Here is a 19,777-nt window from a genome sequence, read left to right on the forward strand (position 1 = left end):
AATTTGATACCAATTGAATTCCAAAAGAAAAAACTCATGCCGTACGGTTTGTGGCATGAGTTTTATGCGGTTTTTTTTGGAAACTTGGTTAATTGGCGTGGGCGGGTGATGCAGACTGATTGATCAAAAAGCGTCTGCTACCTTGACGAATCTGCGGATACTGGCTTAATAGCTCAGGCTTATCCTTTAATAACGCCTTACTGTCTAAGACTTGGCTGTCTTTTGACTTCTTCCAACTGATTGAGCCATGTTGAAATATCGCTACTTCATGCTCTTTCATGGCTTGACACAGTTGTTGCTTTAGAAAATCAAACCGAGATTCATGCTCATCAATCAGTCGTTTTTGTTCGATCAGCTCATCAAAGTAGCCGTTGAGTGTCTGATCATCGCTAAAATCGATACTGTCTTGATTGCTATTGGGAAATAAGCTTTGTAATGCTTTTTGGGCAGACTCACTGCCATCAGCAGGTGGGGCAATGTCCTTTTCGACATATTCCCAAAAGCGTTTTTCTTGAGCAATGATATATTCAATCAACCGCTCATCTCGCTTAATCTCAAACATACGAGCTTCATGACCGCCAATTAAGACACATACATGGGCAAGCTGTTTACCTGTCACCGCTAACTGATGCTGAACTTGACAAGCAACATACAGTGGCACACCGTTTTGCCATAGTTTTGCGCCATGAACACCTGCGGTTTTAATTTCAAGTACGCCCACTTCAGGATTGCTCACCGCATAATCAAGATTAGCTAGCATGAACTTATGCTCAGGATGCTGTAATACCGCATTGATACGACGGACTTTATTGCCTGTTTTGGCGGTGTAGTATTTGGCAACCAATGGTTCAAGCTGTTTACCCCAATATAGCGGTGCATAGCCATCTGTGGTCACTTTGGCAGGTTCAATCCGTCCTGTCTTAATAAGCCATAACTCAAGCTGTGACATATAAGGATTGACACCACAAACAGTCGGTGCATCACTACTGCCAATGCCTTGCTTACGCACATCTAGCCATTGCTCATGGCTTAGCCGCTTGGTATCAATCAGCCGTGTAGGTTTATTTGGCTTTGTAACAGCCATTGCCTTTTTCATGGCTGTGGACTGGGTATTGGTATTAATAGAATTGGTTAAAGGTGCGTTCATAAAAAACTCCTTAGATGAAATGATGATGGGGTTAAAATCAGTTTTACCACTAAAAAGACAGCATAAAACCACGCTCCTTGCTAAGAGCGTGGTTAATATGGTAATAATCATAACTTGGTGTATAGCTCAAACTGCTTAAGCCACTAAGCGCATTGCTTCTTCCAAGCCTTTTTGCTTGAGCATTGCTCCTGTGCCGAACCAAGCAGAATCAAGCCTATGATCCATCGACATGGCACGGCGTTCATGATCAACAAATTCGGTAATAGAGCAAAGTAGCCCGTAAGCCGTATCTTTGGCACTATCCAAATCTGCACCACGACCTTGCCCATTAAACATCGCCATGATTTGATTCATGGCTTTGGCATTTGGGATGACGCTTGGGTTTTGTCGTTGATTGGTAGCAAAGGGAATGATGTTGTAATCCGCATCATTAAACACTCGGTTTAGAAAGTTGGTTGCTTCTGCCTGTGTGACACGGCGTTCGGACAATTGTTTCATCTGATAATTGTGTTCATCCCAAGTTGAGATGGACAAGCCAAGCTGTGCTTTGACTTTTTCGCCATCAAACACAGTACTGTGTGGCACTTTGACTACACCACCACGACTATCAGCCAAACTGATTGCCAAAGTGTTATTACACACCACCCGAATGGAAGTAAACTGCGCTGTGGTAGCAAGCGTGCCATCACAAGCGGTAGCAAGTAGCACATAGCCATGACTGACATCTTTACCCTTTAAGGTGGCTGATTGACCCGTGCGAGCTAATGCCCAGAGTTTACGACCACCTTTTAGGACACCTGCTGTTTCAAGCTCGAAGTCCGCTTTTTCAGTTAGGTCTCGATAAAACTCCAAGATTTCTCTTGGTTGTACTTCTTGATACCGCTGTGACACCACAGACAGTGCATCCAAAGTATCTGAGCGGTATAGCACCTTATGGTCACAATACGGCATGATGATATTTTGTCCTGCACTATTTTTGGCGGTATAGCTGACATCGGCAGACTCAATACGCCAGTTCATACCCGATTCCACCGCCCAAACATCGATAGGCTGATTGGGAGATAACTCACGACCAATGCCATGCCAAGGCTTATCACCAACATAAGCCATCGTTTCTACTTGATGTGCCATCATAAACTCCTTAATTCTTTATTGATCAAACTTCGTTAAAATCAGCAAACTCAGATGCTGTTTTGACAACATCATCACGCTTATGAAAGACATGATGGCAGTTTTGGCAATAAAACATCGACTGCTTAAAACCAAGCTGTTTGAACCGTTGATGCTCTTGCACAAGGCTGATCGCACCACCTAGCACCACGCCAGTCATGACACCGATGGCAGGATTGACTCGGTAATAGCGACAAATGGATGCGCCAATGCTTGCTAGCACGCTTGGCGAGAATAAGGTTTGGTTCAATGACTGTGGAAAAAAGGTGCTTGAGCCAGTCATGGGATGGGTATTGCGTGAATAGCATTTTTCACAGATAGGGTTCATATTAACTCCATAGATTGAATAGATTTGGTCAAAGCGCTGACCAAATGGTTAATTGATACCGCCAATCATCAAAGATTGACGGCATTGCTCATGAAGGTAATATGTATCTATAAAATTTTTACTATGAAGACTTACAGCTTAGCTACTGGTTTTTTGGTTATGCGCTTGTTAATATTCCCATGTCCAAAGGTTCTCATGCCCTTGAGCTTAACCAAAGGATGTTGATCGTACTTATCAGGCTTAGTCAGATATTTGGCAGCTTTGATGGCATTGAGTACTTGTACCACATGGTCTCTGTGTATCATACCAATTCCAAGCGAGTCTAATTGCTTAAATCGGTCGATACGCTCATCATCATGGCAATTATAGTAGCAGCCTTTATTGCCAGTAATCTCACCCCATTTCTCACCAACTTGGCTTGCAGCATACCAACCTTTATTCTTTTTATTACCATCGTAAATTAACAGCAAATGGCAATGATAGCTACCAGTCTTACTGCTTTGCTCGATCGCCCAGACATGACCCCTAAGATGCTTAAAGCAATGTTTTTTCTCAATAACCAGCTTTCTTAGCTGATTCATATCTTGAGTGAATTGCTCAATGCTCACATTGGCATCGGAACAGTATTTTAAATCCACTCTGACGAACAATAGCCGAGCGTAACTAGTGATCAATGCCGTTAGATAATTTTCCAAAGACTGTGTGTTTTTCTTTTCAGATTTGGATATTTTATCTTGATGCTCTTTTGGACTGTACTCTTGATTGTACAGTACAGCTAATTTATTGACCAGATTGTCATCCCAAAGCATTTCGTCCGAGTAATCAGACGAATGACAAATGGATTGGGAGATTTCGATCAGTTTTTGTATCGGAGTGCAATATTCCCAGTCTGCATTCATTTGACTGATGAACAAAGAATAATATCGATTGAGATCATCTTGGATTCTCTGTAGTGCTATTTTATCTTTGTTAGGTTTTAGCAGTGATTCACAGATTTGATAGATTTTTACAAGTATAGCATTTGGATTTTGATTAATTGACATGACTTACTCCTTGGTTGATTTCAAGTCATATCAAAAAAGTATGTTGTATTTTTTTACAGAGTGAATATCTTGGATGGGATATAGGGGTGGGTATATTATTAATAACCTGCTAAAGATAGAAGAAGAAAACCAAGCCAGAACTAGCGATTAAAATTGAAAGTATAATGATTTATTCAAAATAGATATTGATAGAGTTAGTGATTTATTTTGAATTTGTAATATAAAAATATAATTTTATCAATACCTTAATTTAATAAATATCTACGAATTTTCTACGAAATATTAATAAAAAACATTCAAAAAAATCCAATATTATTCTTGAAAAACATTTGAATAATCTACAATTCTTGATATAATCATTTTTATTTGATTGTATTAATAAGTATGCTTAAGAGAGTAAAGTTGATGAATCAATCAGTTTTTGATAGCAGTGGTCAGCATCCCAATGAAGAGTACAATTCAGAGAGTCAATATACCGTTTTGCAGGGCGGGCAACCAACACTTAGGGAAGGCTTTCCCACTGTGAATGAATCTATTGCAAGAAAATTAGAAGAAGAGAAGCAAGCAAAAGAGATTCAAAAATCCATAGATGAATTTATCTTGAAGTTAAACAAAAGAGAAAAGTTTATTATAGGATTTTATCTAGATTCTCAATCAGCAGCACGAGACGGAACTCGAAATATTAAAATTGATTCAACCTATTTTGATAACAATTACCTTTCTTATGAATTATATAAACTAAACAATTGCATACCTCATGAATATACCAACCTAATAAGTAATTATAAACAGTATTTGATTGAAGATTCAAATTATCAAGATCTAAAGACGAATAACAGATGCTTGCTCTATGTTTGGTTTGCATTGTTCGGTTGGGGGTATACGGATGGTTTGGCTTGCTTCTATTATGGTCTTACAGATTCGCTAGCGGACAATGTAATACATTCGCTAGATGTTTGCCATAATCTGAATATTGATTTTTATGGTTATGGTCCGCAATTACTTTTGGATGAAAAACTAAAACTCCTTACAAGAAATAAGCGTAATGCTATCAGTCAAGCAATTAAAAACTATCAATTTACTAAACTTGATGTAAGATATGAGAAATGGTTTGTCTCACTTGAGTATGATGAGCTATGGTGGTGCTATGAGTATATTCAAAAAACATTGCCACCTATTCAGCTACCTGTCGAATATAAGATTTCTAATGATAAACCCTTTTTACTTGAATATATTCTTTTCAGAATGGATTTGTTTGGAAACAACTGGGATAGGCATGGATATATTAATAAGCTGAAAAAATCCATGATGCAAAAAAAATATAGAGACAGTAGGAAAAATACAGAGATTATTGATGCTATACTTAAGAAAAACACAGTCAGAAAACTCGATTACCTGGCAAAAGAGTGGAGAATGAATCGAATACAAGCTTTAGAAAAGCTGATTGAATTTGGTTATAAAAATGACAGCCCATTTGATGATTAGTTTATAATTGAAAAAATCAGCATGGGTGATAAATCCATGCTGATTTACTTTATTTATCTAGAAGAGATTCCAAATAATCTGCCCAAGCCTGCATCATTTCACGGCGTTTCTCAAGCCACTGAACCCTATTGTAAGCGCGACCATTACTATCTCTGACCTGATGCCCAAGCTGTAGCTCAATCATGCGATAATCGTATCCAAAACGCTCTTCTAGGAGCGTACGAGCGATAGCACGAAATCCATGGCTTGTTTGCTCTGTACTATCAAATCCCATGCGTCTAATAGCTTGATTGAGTGTATTCCCAGAAAGTGGGCTAACATTACTGGTTACGGACGGAAAAATGAACTCACTACTGCGAAAAGCTTTCATCTGTTCAAGGATTTCTAAAGCCTGAGTTGATAATGGGTTACACATTTTGACCGCTGTGGATTTTCTGGTTTTATTTGGTGTATACTCCCAATTGCCATCTTTGATATCATTCCATGTGATGTGTCTAACTTCACCTGGACGAGCAAAAGTCAGCAGAGTAAAGAGTAGGGCTTTTTTGGTGGTAAAATGCCCATGATAGCCATCGATACACTGAATAAGCTCAGCAAGCCTTGCTTCATCCAATATAGCGGCATTATGTTTAACTTCGCCTGTTTTAAATACACCACGAAGATTGATAGCTGGATTGGTTTGAATCAACCCAGTAGCAACTGCATAAGTGAAAGTTTTATTCAACATGGTGCGCATTTTCTCAAGCTTAGCAAAATGACCAGCGCTTTCCACGGGTTTTAATACCGCCATCAAATCAGGTACGGAAATTTCTGAGATGGGTTTATTGCCCAAGACGGCAATCAACTCATTTTTGTAATTTTCCATTTTTCTAAGTGTGCCATCGGAATAATCCATCGTGTCTAGCCAGTTATTGAAGACGGATTTGAAATCGTTGCGTATGGCGTTAAGCTTAGCCTGCTTTTGTTGCTCATCATGAGCTTTTGGATCGATATTCTGAGCAAGTAATGATAAACAATCAGAGCGTACTTGCCTGGCTTGAGATAGGGATACCTCTGGGTAGCGTCCTATTTTATACATATCTTCTTTAGACTCATAGGGGCGCCGATATTTTAAATACCAAGTTTTGGTACCTGATACAGCAATAGAAAGCAATAAACCATCGCCATCATAAAGCCGATAGGGTTTATCTTTGGGTTTTGCGTTCGCAATCTCGGTAGCAGTGAGCGGTTTTGTCGTCTTAGCCATAAGGGTAAAAAATTTGCCGGTGATAAGGGTAAAATAGCTTTTACCCTTAATTTTACCCTTATTTTTACGGGATTACTAGGGGGTAAAAAGGAACCCACCGGACAACAAAAAACCCTTAAAGCTATATACTTCAAGGGTTTTTGTGTATTTTCGAATCCTATCGGACTCTTAAATGGTACCAGTGGTCGGACTCGAACCGACACGCTTTTAAGGGCAACGGATTTTGAATCCGTCGTGTCTACCAATTTCACCACACTGGCATGTATGGTTAAGCTCATTGGCTTATGAGTGCGTATTATACACGAAGATTTTGGGGTGTCAAGCATATTTTTGAATTTTTTATTCAAGATTTTCATATTGGAAAAATTTGCCTTATCCATCCTAAAATCTCTTTATTTTCAATAGATTAAGCCCAATTCTTTTTTTTTGCTTTATCAACCATTCAAGCATTTAACCACTTTCAAAATCATCCCACTGCACGAACCTTCATCATCATTGATAAAAAGTGACTGGCAGAATAAACCCCACTATACCACCCCTTCCACGATCTGCTGCAGCACATCTATCAAAAGCTGGCGATCCACAGCCTTAGTATTGATCACATAATAGCGATCTTTGGCAACTAAAGTTGCGCTATGGTACACCACACCCTTTTTATCGGTAAATCGTTCAAGACTGACAGGTACACCAAGCACTGATTCATTCAGCGTCTCAGCAATCATCTCCACAGGCCGATCTGCCGTGATTCGTGTTTCAAAAATCTCAATGCGTGCTTTATTTATAGGATTTTCGAACAATCGGTACAGGCTTTGATATGCACCATTAATAAGATTACCTTCATATTCTCGCCCTGTAAGCACAAAACCCTGACTTGTCAATATTGCAGGTCGCACAGGCTCAAAAGCCAATTTTTGCCGCCTGCCAAAGCGATAAGTCATCTTGGCATGAGTGGCTTGTTTAAACTGTGTGGTCAGCACACCTTTTAGACTGCCTACAGCATGTAATCTCTTGATGTCATCAGCAGTGATGGCATAATTTTGCGCCGCATTTGCCAAAGCCACATAATGCACATACACAGGCTCGGTGCTTTCAGGTGCTGTTTGCAAGCTTGTCACCACAGGCTCAACCACGAGCGGCGCATTGTCCGCCTTACCCCCGCGCCAAAATACCACGCCAGAGACACCGACCACCGCGACCGCCACGCCAAGCGCGATGGCAAGTTTTTTATTACTGACCTTTGGGACGATATCAGTTTTGGGAAGTAATTTCATGCTCAGTCATCCATCGGCGAAGGCTTGGCAAACAGCGATAATTGCTCGGTCGGCGGCAGGTAACTGACCTGCAAACTGCCCGATGCCACACAGCAGCACGCCAACACTTCATCATCAGCCAGCTGCACCAAGGGCGGTAGTCGATGATAAAATCCACCCGTCTTGGCAGTCACTCGCATCCGACACGCGCCGCAATAGCCCTGCCGACATTCATAGCGCACCTGCTTATGCTCGGTGCGAATCATGCCGTCCAGCAAGGTTTCGTTCTCATGCAGATAAAATCGCATCTCGTCTGTAAATACCCAGCCCATGCCCATGCCTATTAACATCAAGGCGCACCAAATCACAACACCCTATCGCGAATGTCACACATTTGGCACGCCCAAGAAAATTTAATTTTTTAGTAAAATTTAATTATAATTCAAAATCATCCAAATCCACATCGTCCAAATCGGCATCAATCTGACCGACCAAATAAGTGGTGATTTCGGTTTCTTGAGGCGCAACCTGCACATTGTCCGATGACAGCCACGCATTAATCCATGGAATCGGATTGCTCTTAGTCTCAAAAATCGCAGGCAAGCCAATCGCCGCCATACGCGCATTGGTGATAAACTCAATATATTGACACAAAATATCGCGGTTTAAGCCAATCATCGACCCATCTTTAAACAAATAATCCGCCCATGCTTTTTCTTGCTCGGCAGCACTTTTAAAAATCTCAATCGCTTCATCTTGACAAGCCGCCGCGATCTTAACCATCTCAGGGTCATCTTTGCCTTGACGCATGAAATTGATGATATGCTGCGTACCATTTAAATGCAAAGCTTCATCGCGTGCGATCATCTTGATAATCTTGGCATTGCCTTCCATCAATTTACGCTCAGCAAAGGCAAAGCTACAAGCGAAAGATACATAAAAACGGATGGCTTCTAGCACATTCACCGCGACGATGCACAGGTACAATTGCTTTTTCAGATTTTTTAGATTGACTTCATAAGTGACGCCATCGACAGTATAACTGCCTTCGCCGTGCAAATCGTACAATTTGGCACAAGTATGCAAATCATCATAATATTTGGCGATGTCAGTGGCGCGCTCTAGGATATATTTATTATCAATAATATCATCAAAAATCTTGCTTGGGTCATTGACAACATTGCGGATAATATGCGTGTAGCTGCGCGAGTGAATGGTCTCAGAGAACGACCAAGTCTCAATCCAAGTTTCAAGCTCAGGAATAGATACCAATGGCAATAGCACGACATTCGGGCTGCGACCTTGGATGCTATCAAGCAGCGTTTGATATTTTAGATTACTTAAAAAAATATGCTGCTCATGCGCTGATAATTCCGCAAAATCAATGCGGTCTTTTGAGACATCAATCTCTTCAGGTCGCCAAAAAAATGACAGCTGCTTTTCGATCAATTGTTCAAAAATCGGGTGCTTTTGTTGGTCGTAGCGTGAGACATTGACAGGCTGACCAAAAAACATCGGCTCTTTGAGCGCATCGTTTTTATTTTGGCAAAAAATAGAATAATGCATGGCAAAAATCCAAATATAATTAAATTCCCAATGCCAAATAATGGCGATTTATGACTTTTTTAAACCGATAATCTTACCACAAAATAGGGTATTTTTTCCAACCTGTGACAGATTTTTCTTGTGTGTCAAATTAGCGGATAAACTTGCAACATTCGTTTACATTTATGCCACTAAAGAGCCAAATATTCTTCTATACAATAAACTTACCAAATATGATTATTATTCTTGTTTGGTAAATTTTCTCAATTAAATAGGTGATTAACAATGAAAAGCGTTATTAAATTTATCCCTGTAATCGCGCTTATGCTTGGCAGCACAGACGCTCTAGCAAACACCGCACCACATTCTGATGCCGATCAAGCGCGCAAAAGTGCAGTTAAAACTCGCACAGTCAATTACACTTGCCAAAATGGCGAAAAAGTGTCGGTCAAATACGGCTTTAACAAACAAAACCTACCGACTTACGCACAAGCTTCATTAAATGGCAAAACTCGCTTCATGCCAATCAACCCATATCGCACCGATGATGTCGGCACTGTATTCGGAGATGAAGACAATTTCAGTCTGAGTGGCGGCGTTGATGCCAATGCCCTAGCCCTAACCTACAAAAATATCCGTAAATCAAGCATTAATGTTTTAAGCCCAGCTTCAGAAATCATTCATAAAGGATGCCATGCGGTTAAGAGATAATCGCCTACATATCAATAAATCAGCAAAAAAAGGTTTGAAAGGTAATTTCAAACCTTTTTACATAACTAAAGCTTAAAGCGTATCCAATCCACGCGCCAAATCTTTGATAATATCTTCAGCTGCTTCAAGCCCCACAGACAGGCGAATCAAGCCATCATTCACCCCTGCTTCTTGTCTGGCTTCAGGCGTCATACGAAAATGCGTGGTCGTCGCAGGGTGCGTGATGGTTGATTTTGCATCACCCAAATTATTAGTAATACTAATCACTCGTGTGCTGTCGATCACCTGCCAAGCTGCCGTTTGATCAGCAACTTCAAAGCCAATAATCGCACCGAATGCGCCTGTAATCGCGCCACCACTGACATGATTCAGCGCGGTGTGCTGACGCTTAGCGACTTCATGGCTAGGATGCGTCGGCAAACCTGAAAAATGCACGGCTTTAACCTTTGGATGATTGACCAAAAATTCTGCCACACGATTGGCATTTTCGCAGTGTGCTTTCATGCGAAGCGATAGTGTTTCCAAGCCCTTTAATAGCACCCACGCATTAAATGGCGATAAGCTAATACCACCTGTGCGCACCACGCCAAAGGCTTTTTCCATCAACTCATCTGAGCCAACCAACGCACCGCCCAATACACGCCCTTGCCCATCGATGTATTTGCTCGCCGAATGAATGACCACATCCGCACCCAAATCCAGTGGCTTTTGGATCGCAGGGGTGGCAAAGCAGTTATCGACGATCAACAGTGCATCATGAGAATGTGCAAGATTACTTAAAAATGATAAATCAGCAATTTGCGCCAATGGGTTCGATGGACTTTCACAATACAGCACGCGCGTATTTGGCTGAATTGCCGCTGCCCATGCATCGTTATCAAAGCAATCCACATAGCTGACTTCAACGCCAAAAGCCTTAAAATAAGTATCAAACAACGCCACCGATGAGCCAAATAACTGCTTGGCACACAGTAAATGATCGCCTGCTTTTAGATAAGCAAGACACATAGTCAAAATCGCCCCCATGCCGCTTGCAGTCGCCACACAGCGTTCACCATTTTCAAGCAATGCTAAACGACGCTCAAAAGCGCGCACGGTTGGATTGGTATGGCGGCTATAGACATTGCCTTTTTTATTGCCATTAAAATGATCGGCAGCATCGGCGGCAGATTTATACACATAGCTACTGGTGGTGAAAATCGCTTCGCCATGCTCGCCTTCATCCGTGCGATGGTAGCCACCACGCACCGCCAAAGTCTGCTCAAAAAAACCAAGGCTTGGGTCAAGCGCATCAGATTGCCAATTTGGGTCTAGCTGTGTCATTTGTTATCCTTATTTTGTCAAGAATCGGTGATAAAATCGCCCCTAGCATATCATATTTTTGGCAAAATAAGTAGCCAGACAAAAAACCACAACAGCCACTTTTAAGCCAATAAATCCAATCACTGTCCGCTTAAAGCATTTATACAAAATTTCCATCACTGATTCATTCATCCATAAATTCCTGAATGGAAAATATAAAGTCAATTTTGTTGTTAGAATTTCATATTGATTTTTTGTACAGTATGCTTGTTTGTTGTGCCAGTGCTTTATTAATGTTTATTTATCAGTACTCAGCTCAATATTTCCTATTCAATATTTTAGGAGAACTACAATGACAACTTTAAAAAATGGTAAAATTCTAGCCGTCGCTTTGGGTGCAAGCCTTGCCCTAGCTGCCTGCTCAAAAACCGAACAAAAAACCGAAACCAGCAGCACAGGCGGTATTGAGCTATTAAATGTATCTTATGATGTGGCGCGTGATTTTTATAAAGATTATAACGAAATCTTCAAAAAGCACTACACCACCACCCATCCTGACGCCAAAATCGAAATCAAACAATCGCATGGCGGCTCAAGCAAACAGGCTCTATCTGTTAAGAATGGCTTACAAGCCGATGTCGCAACCATGAACCAAGGCTCTGACATCGAACTGCTTGCCGATGCCAAATTGGTCGATGCCAACTGGCGTCAAGCCTTCCCAAATAACGCCATTCCATTTACGAGTACCATCGTATTTTTGGTGCGTGAAGGCAATCCAAAAGGTGTAAAAGACTGGAGCGACCTTGCCAATCAAGGCACAGAAATCGTCATCGCCAACCCAAAAACCACAGGCAACGGTCGCTATGCTTTCCTTGGTGCGTATGGCTATGGCTTGCACACTTTCAATAAAGACGAAAATAAGACCAAAGAATTTGCCAAACAGTTATTGGGCAATGTCAAGGTATTTGAAAATGGTGGACGCGCAGCGACGACGACTTTTGCTCAGCGTGGCATCGGCGATGTGCTGATCACCTTTGAAAACGAAGCCAATGTCATCAAAGGTAAATTTGGCAATGTTGATATTATTTATCCTAGCTACACAGTCAATGCTGAGAACCCTGTCGCGGTGGTAAAATCAGTCACTGACAGCAAAGGCACGACCGAAGCAGCGACCGAATATCTCAACTACCTATACAGCGACGAAGCGCAAGAGCTTGCGACCAAATTCTACTTGCGCCCAAGCAATCCTGATATCCTAGCCAAGCACAAAGACAAATTCCCAGAGATGACTACTTTCTTCCCAAATGATGTCTTTGGTGATTGGGCAAGCATCATGAGCACCTACTTCAGCGAAGGCGGTATTTATGATCAACTTGCTGTCGCATCACAAAATAAATAAGTAGCAAATCTTTAGAATCAGTCAGGTGAAAATCTGGCTGATTTTTTTGCTTGCGCAAATCTCGTTATTCTTATTTTGAATAATCATTGCAAGTTTCTGCGTTTTGAAAATCTATAAATTTTCGCTAAATTAAGCACATCAAATGACCACTAATCTTAGTGATGATTTTTAAGGAAACCCGTATGAAATTTGCCAAAAGTTTCACCATTGCCGCGCTGAGCCTTGCAAGCTTATTTAGCATCTCTGCCTGCTCAAATGCCGACAGCAAGACAGCTAATGCAGGCTCAACTGTCGCTGATCGCATTGAACTATTGAATGTCTCTTATGATGTTTCACGAGATTTTTATAAACAATTCAATGAGTTATTCATCGAGCATTATAAAACGAGCAATCCAAATATCACGGTTAGTATCAAACAGTCACACGGCGGCTCAAGCAAACAAGCGCTATCCGTAGCAAATGGCTTGACTGCCGATGTCGTTACCATGAACCAAAATTCAGATATTGAGCTCTTGGTTACTAAAGGGCTCATTGAGAATAATTGGCAAGATAAACTGGATAATAAAGCCGTGCCTTTTACCAGCAGCACCGTCTTTTTGGTGCGCAAAGGCAATCCTAAAGCCATCAAGGACTGGGCAGATTTGACGCGCCAAGATGTGCAGATTATCCTACCTAGTCCTAAGACTTCGGGCAATGGTCGCTATGCATTTTTGGCAGCCTATGGCTATGGCTTGCACACATTTAATAATGACACCGCACAGACAGATGCTTTTGTCAAAACGCTGCTTGGTAATGTCGCGATCTTTGATGGTGGTGCGCGTGCTGCGACAACGACTTTCACGCAGCGCGGTATTGGCGATGTGCTGATCACACCAGAAAACGAAGCCAATCACATCGCCCATCAGCTTAATCAAGGTGAATTTGAAGTCGTATATCCAAGCTATACTGTCGCTACCGAAAATCCAGTCGCCGTCGTCGATCGTGTCACTGCCAAAAAAGGCAGTGAAAAAGTTGCGCATGATTATTTAGCATATCTGTATAGCGATGCAGGACAAGAGCTTGCTGCACAGCTTTATTTACGCCCAAGCAACCCAAATATCCTTGCCAAATATCAAGATCGCTTTCCTGCCATCACCACTTTCTTGGTCAATGATGTCTTTGGTAGCTGGGATGATGTGATGACGACCTATTTTGCCGATGGCGCTAAGTTTGATCAGCTGGCGTTGCAGAAGTAAATTATCAAAGCAAACAAAAACCGCACCATTGAATGATGCGGTTTTTTTAGTTGGTATAAATTATTGTGCCATTTTCTTTTTAATGCGCATTCCAAGCCAGATCAAGCCAAAAAACGCAATCAGCACCGCAATAAAGCCCAGCACAGGCACAAAGATCGATAGTGCCGATAGTCCAATCGCCGCAGTAGTTTCAGCCGCGCCGAATGCTGGATTTGCCACGCCTGCCGTTGTCGCGGTCGAGACTGCGCGCGTCGCTGCTGATGTCGTCTTGATCGTCGCTGCCGCCCCGCCGCCTGCAACGATCGCAAGCGCCCAAGTCATTGCAGGGCTAAAGTCTGTCAATGTGCTTGCCATCACCAAAGTCCCCGCCACGCCTGCCAATGGCACAGCAATGGTATCAAGTAAATTATCCACCACAGGCACAAGGTAGCCCAAGGCTTCGATGACACTTGCCACGCCCAAAATCACTAATGCCGACAAGCTGCCCACCCACATCCAATCTTCATTCAGCGGAATGATGCCAAAATACGCCGCCAAAGACAGTCCGAACAGTGGTACAAATACGCGAAAACCTGTACTCGCCGCAAGTCCTACGCCCAAGCAGATACTGATCAGCATTTCTATGGTCATGGTGATTCCTTGTGTGTTGTTGATTGATTTGGATAATTGGCGATGCCGTTCAGCACTTCATCAAGCGCCAAAATCACATCATATGTCATCTGCGAACTCGGCGCATTGATCATCGCACTCACCGCATACCATTCGTCATTGGCATCTTTGGCAAAGCCTGCGATCGTATGCACGCCATCTAAAGTACCTGTTTTCATCCACGCGCGCCCGATGGCTAGGCTTTGGGGTTGGCGTTTGGCAAACTCTGCCATCGTGCCTGTCTGACCGACCACAGGCAAGGACGCCAAAAACGGCTCAAAATTCGGTGAATGATAAGCAAAATTTAACAAACTGACCATCGCACTCGCACTGACTTTACAGTCGCGGCACAAGCCTGATGCGCGCGTCATCTCAGGCGGTGTGGTTGATAATTTGCTTTTCCACCACGATGTCAAAAAGGCAAACGCTTGTGGATAATCCGACTGCTTAGCACCTTGAGTCAATGGCAAACTCAGTGCCATCTGCTCGGTCATGACATTATTAGAATACAGATTAATGTCTGCGATTAAGCTTTTTAGCGATTTAGAATACCAAGTGACAATCGGTAAATGCGCACCGCCCTGCGCCTTGATATCCCAAGCTTGCTGTGCGATAATGACTTGACCTGTGAAAGCTGGATCAATTATTTGCCACTCGCCCTGCGCCGCTTTAACGGCAAGTGCATTGGTATCAGCAAAGGCAAGCCAAAACTGACTGGCGGCACATTGATTGGACATCACACCGCGCACGCTGAGTGCTTGGGTAGTCAGATCAAAATTGGGTGAATTTGCCTTAGTACAAGTCGCAGATACCATCGGCATCTGCTCAGGTGCAGTGAAATTTGCTAAGCTTGGCTTAACAGTGATGCTGGCTTGGGTGTTGCTCTTTGGTGTGACAGAGACTTCGATCGTGCCAAAATTCACAAGCAAGGCATTGGGCTGTGCATTATACGCGCGCAGTGCTTGCCGATCGAACGATGCAGTATCAAATGACGCACCTTTAAAAGCAAGATTATCAATGATGATATTGCCATGAATGTGCTTAATACCGCGCTGCTTGATTTTTTCAAATAGGCTTGTCAAAGCATCATAAGTCAATGCAGGATCGCCTGCGCCAACGATGATCAAATCACCATACAAAGTACCGCCCATCACCGCCCCATGCTGATACACGCGCGTCTGCCAACGATAGTCCGCACCCAATGTATCTAGCGCGGCAAATGTCGTCACCAGTTTCTGAGTCGATGCCGGCACCATCAGTGCCGAGTCCCGATGACGAATGCGCAGCTCACCCTTACCAAGCGGCTCAACCACCAAGCTCATGGCGGCATCATCCACGCCTGCCGCTTTTAGCCGTGCGCTGATATTGGCAGGTAATTCTGCCTGTGCACTCGTACCAACCACCATCGCCATGATCAGTGGCAGCATGGCAATACGGCAGCGCAATTTATGAATCATTTTCATGCTGCACTAACAAAATACTTCTGCAAACCTTCACCAATGCCTGAGCTAATGGCAGATTTTAATGGCTTGGCAAAAAAGCCCAATGACGCTTCAAAAACAATCTTATCAGCAGTCAAAGTTGCCTTAGCATCAACACCCGCCTTTGAAATGCTCGCGGTATCAGCTGTCTCACCTTCGATATAATCAGCCTTTAGCCCAAATTGCGACTCAGCTTCGCTCAGCCATTTTTTGGCTTGTGCGCGTGCGGTGGCAAAATCAAAACCATGGGCTTGTTCAATGCGAATATCTCTCATAATTACTCTTTTGTATGTAAATAAAATTTGCCCTATTTTATAGCATCGATGGTAAATTTTCCGTGGCATTTTGTAACTGTTACAATATTACAAATAAAAAGCCCTGTAAAAACAGAGCTTTAGCAAGTGCTATTTGTCATCAAGCCGCAGATTAAGTCTTTGGCAAAGTCACACCCGTCTGCCCTTGATATTTTCCGCCGCGATCCTTGTAAGAAGTCTCGCAGACATCATCGGCATCCGATTGGAAAAACAGCATCTGCGCCACGCCTTCACCAGCATAAATGCGCGCAGGCAAATTGGTGGTATTACTAAATTCCAAAGTCACATGACCTTCCCATTCAGGTTCAAGCGGCGTGACATTGACGATGATGCCGCAGCGTGCGTAGGTCGATTTGCCAAGGCAGATGGTCAAGACATCGCGCGGGATTTTGAAATACTCAACCGTGCGTGCCAGTGCAAATGAGTTCGGTGGAATGATACATTCATCACCGACGATGTCAATAAAGCTTTTTTCGTCGAAATTCTTCGGATCAACGATCGCTGAATGTACATTGGTAAAGACCTTAAATTCATTGGCGCATCGGACATCATAACCATAGCTAGATGTGCCATAGCTGACCAGCTTATCGCCCTTTTCATTATAGCGCACTTGATTTGGCTCAAATGGCGCGATCATGCCGTGTTCTTCGGCCATTTTTCGGATCCAGCGATCGGATTTGATAGACATGGTTGTACTCTTTAGATAGTTTTCTAGATGGCTATTATAAGGCATTTATCAGCATTTGAGTAGTGGCAATTGCATTTGAAATTTGGCAAAATTTGACGCTGAATTATCAATGGATCTTTTAAATTTATCACCGCCAAAATTATTTATCCTTGATTCAAACTCTTGGAAAATTGCTTATACCACTTGGCTTCATCTTGATAATTTGCTAACATAAGACTTATTCATTTGCTACAAAAATTGTTGTAAAAAAGGATGTTTCGATGAATCGTTTTGACTTTAGCACCGCGCCTTATAATGCACTCACCACCAGGCAGCGCACCAAGCTTGAAAAAGCCACTGACATCGTCTTTTTTGACGATCATGCCACAGTCATCAGTCCCCAAGACGCCGTCGAAACGCTCTACATCATCATCAAAGGCATCGTCCAAGAAGTCGATGCCGATGGCGAAGTGCTTGCCATTTATCACCCATCGGACAGCTTCGATACGCGCGCGCTGTTTGAGCAGTCGTATCGCCACAGCTTCATCGCCGCCGAACAAAGCCTGCTGTATGCCATTCCAAAAGCCGTGATTCGTGAATTGATCGAGAAAAACAGCGAATTTGGCGCGTATTTTTTCGCCAATATCGCCGATAAACTCAAAGCACAAACCGGCAATAAGCGCGAAAATGAACTGGCTGGACTGTTCACCGCCAAGATCAAAGACGCCTATCGCCCTTATGATGAGCTGCATTCAGGTGAAATAAGCCTGATCCAAGCAGGCAAAATCATGCAAGAAAATAAGAGCAAATCGCTGCTAATTCATCATAATGGCAAAATCGGTCTGGTGGCAGAATCGCTGTTTCGCGATGTGATGATCCAAAGTGGTGATACGCTCGATCCGCACGCGCCCATTCATCAGTGGGCGTGCTTTGAGCTGATCAGCGCTGATGTCGATGATTTTATGTTCACCGCACTGCTTAAGATGATGAATCATCGCATTCAGCGCGTCGTCGTCACCAAAAATGGCGATCCCATCGGCATGCTTGAGCAGATTGATATTTTAGCATTTCTATCCAATCACAGTCATCTTATCGCGGAGAAACTGGAAGTTGCGACAAGTCTTGGCGAGCTTACCCGTGTCGCCACACAGATGAATGCCACCATCGCTGCTTTATTTAGCAATGGCATGCAGGCTAAGCAGCTGGCTCAGCTGATGCAAGTACTGAACGCGCGCCTATTTGAAAAAGCTTGGCGATTGATCGCACCTGAACATATCATTGATAAGTCTTGCTTGATTGTCATGGGCTCTGAAGGTCGTGGCGAACAAGTGCTAAAAACCGATCAGGACAATGCGCTGATTTTTGATGATGATTTAACCCTTGAAGAAGTAATGCCTTATACGCAGGCATTTTCGGCGGTGCTTGATGATTTTGGCTATCCGCCTTGCCAAGGCAAAATCATGGTCAATAACCCCAGTTGGTGTAAGCCTATTAGTGAATTTAAACAAATGGTCGGCTCATGGTGTCGTACAGCAAGCGGTGAGAACATGATGAATCTTGCGATTTTTATTGATGCCAAACCCATCACAGGCAAGCAAGAGCTTTTCTATGAAGTTAAGGATCATTTACAATTTTATCTACAAAATGATGTCGGTATGCTGATGAGCTTTGCGCGCGTGGTGAATCAATTTAATGAAGATGGGCAAGGGTTTTTTGCGCAGATTCTGGGTCAAGAAAAGCGCAAAATGGACATCAAAAAAATGGGTACTTTCCCCATCGTGCATGGCGTGCGCTCCTTGAGTTTACAGGCGCGTATCACTGAGACCAACACTTTTGAGCGCATCAATAAGCTTGCTGAGATGGGAATTATCGAAAAGCAGCTGAGCCAAGATGTCGCCGAAGCACTTGCTTATCTGATGCACACGCGACTAAAAAATGGCTTATTTTCTATTAAGCATGGCTTAGAAGTGCAGCCCAACCAAGTCGCCACCGAAAACCTCTCCACGCTTGAGCGTGACCTACTCAAAGACGCCCTGCAAGTAGTCAAACGCTTCAAGCACATGGTCAATGCGCATTTTCATTTGAGCAACTAAAGGGGCGATTTGATGAAGTTTTTTGACAAATTGCGCCACAGTTATTATCGCAAACAGCTTAAAAATCCTGATTATGATTTTTTGTACCAAAGCCATCCTGATGAGCTCGTGAGTTTTGATTGTGAAACCACAAGCCTAAATGTCGCCGAAGCACAAATCATCTCCATCGGCGCGGTAAAAATTCGCGGTAATCGCATTTTGACCAGTGAAGCTTTTGAGATTCTGATCAAGCCTGAAGGCATGATGGAAGCGACCAATGTCACCATTCATGGACTTCGCCCCAAGGATCTGAGCAGTGGCGTGACGATTGAAGCGGCATTAGAAGAATTTCTGCACTTCGTCGGTGGTCGTCCGCTCGTTGGGTATTTTTTGGAATATGATGTGGCGATGGTGAATAAATTCTTAAAACCGATGCTTGGTATCATCCTGCCCCAAGAGCAAATCGAAGTCTCGCGGCTGTTCCACGCCCAAGAAACCAAGCACAAATATTATGATGCAGAAGTGGATTTGACCATGGCAAATATGGTGAAAACCCTTGGCATTCCTGACTTGCCACGCCATGATGCACTCAATGATGCCATCAATGTGGCAATGATGTATCTTGCGCTCAAGCATCGGCGTGTGTAGTTTGTTGCTTTTTTTAAAAATCCCACTCTGGCTATAGGGTGCGTTCAACGCACCAACAAGCAACTTAGTGTCAATTTACAAAACTA

General features: G+C 42.9%; 19 protein-coding genes and 1 tRNA gene. 6 read left to right on the forward strand and 14 right to left on the reverse strand.

What is annotated here, in order from left to right; translation table 11 throughout:
* Positions 1-88 precede the first annotated feature (88 nt).
* From NGM44_RS01370 to NGM44_RS01385, 4 genes are all read right to left on the reverse strand, one after another.
* Positions 89-1,147, reverse strand: coding sequence for a YqaJ viral recombinase family protein (locus NGM44_RS01370; protein WP_253223903.1), 1,059 nt, complete (start codon positions 1,145-1,147; stop codon positions 89-91).
* 135 nt (positions 1,148-1,282) lie between these two features.
* Entirely contained in the window at positions 1,283-2,278 is a 996-nt protein-coding gene (locus NGM44_RS01375) for a DUF932 domain-containing protein (RefSeq protein ID WP_253224590.1), read from the reverse strand.
* Positions 2,279-2,303: 25 nt separating this feature from the next.
* Positions 2,304-2,645 carry a hypothetical protein gene (locus NGM44_RS01380; protein ID WP_253223904.1) on the reverse strand — a complete coding sequence of 114 codons (342 nt, stop codon included), beginning with the start codon at positions 2,643-2,645 and terminating at the stop codon, positions 2,304-2,306.
* A gap of 131 nt (positions 2,646-2,776) precedes the next feature.
* Entirely contained in the window at positions 2,777-3,688 is a 912-nt protein-coding gene (locus NGM44_RS01385) for an inovirus-type Gp2 protein (RefSeq protein WP_253223905.1), read from the reverse strand.
* Between the two features lie 405 nt (positions 3,689-4,093).
* On the opposite strand from NGM44_RS01385, the gene NGM44_RS01390 reads away from it, so the two are divergent.
* The gene (locus tag NGM44_RS01390) at positions 4,094-5,173 is read left to right on the forward strand and encodes a hypothetical protein (protein ID WP_253223906.1); all 1,080 of its coding nucleotides are present in this window, start codon (positions 4,094-4,096) and stop codon (positions 5,171-5,173) included.
* A 49-nt stretch (positions 5,174-5,222) separates the two neighbouring features.
* Here the strand turns inward: NGM44_RS01390 and NGM44_RS01395 are convergent, their stop codons facing one another.
* The 5 genes from NGM44_RS01395 to nrdB form a co-directional block, all read right to left on the reverse strand.
* The gene (locus tag NGM44_RS01395) at positions 5,223-6,419 is read right to left on the reverse strand and encodes an integrase arm-type DNA-binding domain-containing protein (protein WP_253223907.1); all 1,197 of its coding nucleotides are present in this window, start codon (positions 6,417-6,419) and stop codon (positions 5,223-5,225) included.
* Between the two features lie 173 nt (positions 6,420-6,592).
* Positions 6,593-6,679 (reverse strand) — tRNA-Leu (locus NGM44_RS01400).
* A 267-nt stretch (positions 6,680-6,946) separates the two neighbouring features.
* Entirely contained in the window at positions 6,947-7,690 is a 744-nt protein-coding gene (locus NGM44_RS01405) for a hypothetical protein (RefSeq protein ID WP_253223908.1), read from the reverse strand.
* A gap of 2 nt (positions 7,691-7,692) precedes the next feature.
* Complete coding sequence (locus NGM44_RS01410; protein ID WP_253223909.1) at positions 7,693-8,019, reverse strand: 2Fe-2S iron-sulfur cluster-binding protein; 327 nt, start codon at positions 8,017-8,019, stop codon at positions 7,693-7,695.
* An 85-nt stretch (positions 8,020-8,104) separates the two neighbouring features.
* Positions 8,105-9,235 (reverse strand): class Ia ribonucleoside-diphosphate reductase subunit beta, encoded by a 1,131-nt coding sequence (nrdB, locus tag NGM44_RS01415; RefSeq protein WP_253223910.1) that lies wholly within the window; start codon positions 9,233-9,235, stop codon positions 8,105-8,107.
* Positions 9,236-9,499: 264 nt separating this feature from the next.
* Here nrdB and NGM44_RS01420 point away from each other — a divergent pair, with 264 nt between their 5' ends.
* A complete protein-coding gene (locus NGM44_RS01420; RefSeq protein ID WP_253223911.1) occupies positions 9,500-9,925 on the forward strand; it encodes an adhesin in 426 nt (141 codons plus the stop codon).
* A 72-nt stretch (positions 9,926-9,997) separates the two neighbouring features.
* Here the strand turns inward: NGM44_RS01420 and NGM44_RS01425 are convergent, their stop codons facing one another.
* On the reverse strand, positions 9,998-11,248 hold the full coding sequence (locus NGM44_RS01425) for an O-succinylhomoserine sulfhydrylase (RefSeq protein ID WP_253223912.1): 1,251 nt from the start codon (positions 11,246-11,248) through the stop codon (positions 9,998-10,000).
* A gap of 331 nt (positions 11,249-11,579) precedes the next feature.
* Here NGM44_RS01425 and NGM44_RS01430 point away from each other — a divergent pair, with 331 nt between their 5' ends.
* Both NGM44_RS01430 and NGM44_RS01435 read left to right on the forward strand, forming a co-directional pair.
* Positions 11,580-12,626, forward strand: coding sequence for a sulfate ABC transporter substrate-binding protein (locus NGM44_RS01430; RefSeq protein ID WP_253223913.1), 1,047 nt, complete (start codon positions 11,580-11,582; stop codon positions 12,624-12,626).
* 182 nt (positions 12,627-12,808) lie between these two features.
* Positions 12,809-13,861, forward strand: coding sequence for a sulfate ABC transporter substrate-binding protein (locus NGM44_RS01435; RefSeq protein ID WP_253223914.1), 1,053 nt, complete (start codon positions 12,809-12,811; stop codon positions 13,859-13,861).
* Positions 13,862-13,921: 60 nt separating this feature from the next.
* Here NGM44_RS01435 and NGM44_RS01440 read toward each other — a convergent pair whose 3' ends face one another.
* The 4 genes from NGM44_RS01440 to dcd all read right to left on the reverse strand — a co-directional run bounded on the left by NGM44_RS01440 (position 13,922) and on the right by dcd (position 16,992).
* Positions 13,922-14,491 carry a DUF4126 domain-containing protein gene (locus NGM44_RS01440; protein WP_253223915.1) on the reverse strand — a complete coding sequence of 190 codons (570 nt, stop codon included), beginning with the start codon at positions 14,489-14,491 and terminating at the stop codon, positions 13,922-13,924.
* Positions 14,488-15,966, reverse strand: a complete 1,479-nt coding sequence (gene dacB, locus NGM44_RS01445) for a D-alanyl-D-alanine carboxypeptidase/D-alanyl-D-alanine-endopeptidase (RefSeq protein ID WP_253223916.1) — start codon at positions 15,964-15,966, stop codon at positions 14,488-14,490. Before dacB ends, NGM44_RS01440 begins: the two co-directional genes overlap by 4 nt.
* Before the next feature lie 2 nt (positions 15,967-15,968).
* Positions 15,969-16,265: a polyhydroxyalkanoic acid system family protein gene (locus tag NGM44_RS01450; RefSeq protein WP_253223917.1), complete on the reverse strand. Its 297-nt coding sequence runs from the start codon at positions 16,263-16,265 to the stop codon at positions 15,969-15,971.
* A gap of 151 nt (positions 16,266-16,416) precedes the next feature.
* Positions 16,417-16,992, reverse strand: coding sequence for a dCTP deaminase (dcd, locus tag NGM44_RS01455; protein WP_253223918.1), 576 nt, complete (start codon positions 16,990-16,992; stop codon positions 16,417-16,419).
* A 260-nt stretch (positions 16,993-17,252) separates the two neighbouring features.
* Between dcd and NGM44_RS01460 the strand changes: the two genes are divergently transcribed.
* Both NGM44_RS01460 and NGM44_RS01465 read left to right on the forward strand, forming a co-directional pair.
* Complete coding sequence (locus tag NGM44_RS01460; protein ID WP_253223919.1) at positions 17,253-19,064, forward strand: DUF294 nucleotidyltransferase-like domain-containing protein; 1,812 nt, start codon at positions 17,253-17,255, stop codon at positions 19,062-19,064.
* 12 nt (positions 19,065-19,076) lie between these two features.
* Positions 19,077-19,691, forward strand: coding sequence for a 3'-5' exonuclease (locus NGM44_RS01465; RefSeq protein WP_253223920.1), 615 nt, complete (start codon positions 19,077-19,079; stop codon positions 19,689-19,691).
* Positions 19,692-19,777 lie beyond the last annotated feature (86 nt).

Source organism: Moraxella sp. FZFQ2102, assembly GCF_024137865.1.
Taxonomy (GTDB): Bacteria; Pseudomonadota; Gammaproteobacteria; order Pseudomonadales; family Moraxellaceae; genus Moraxella.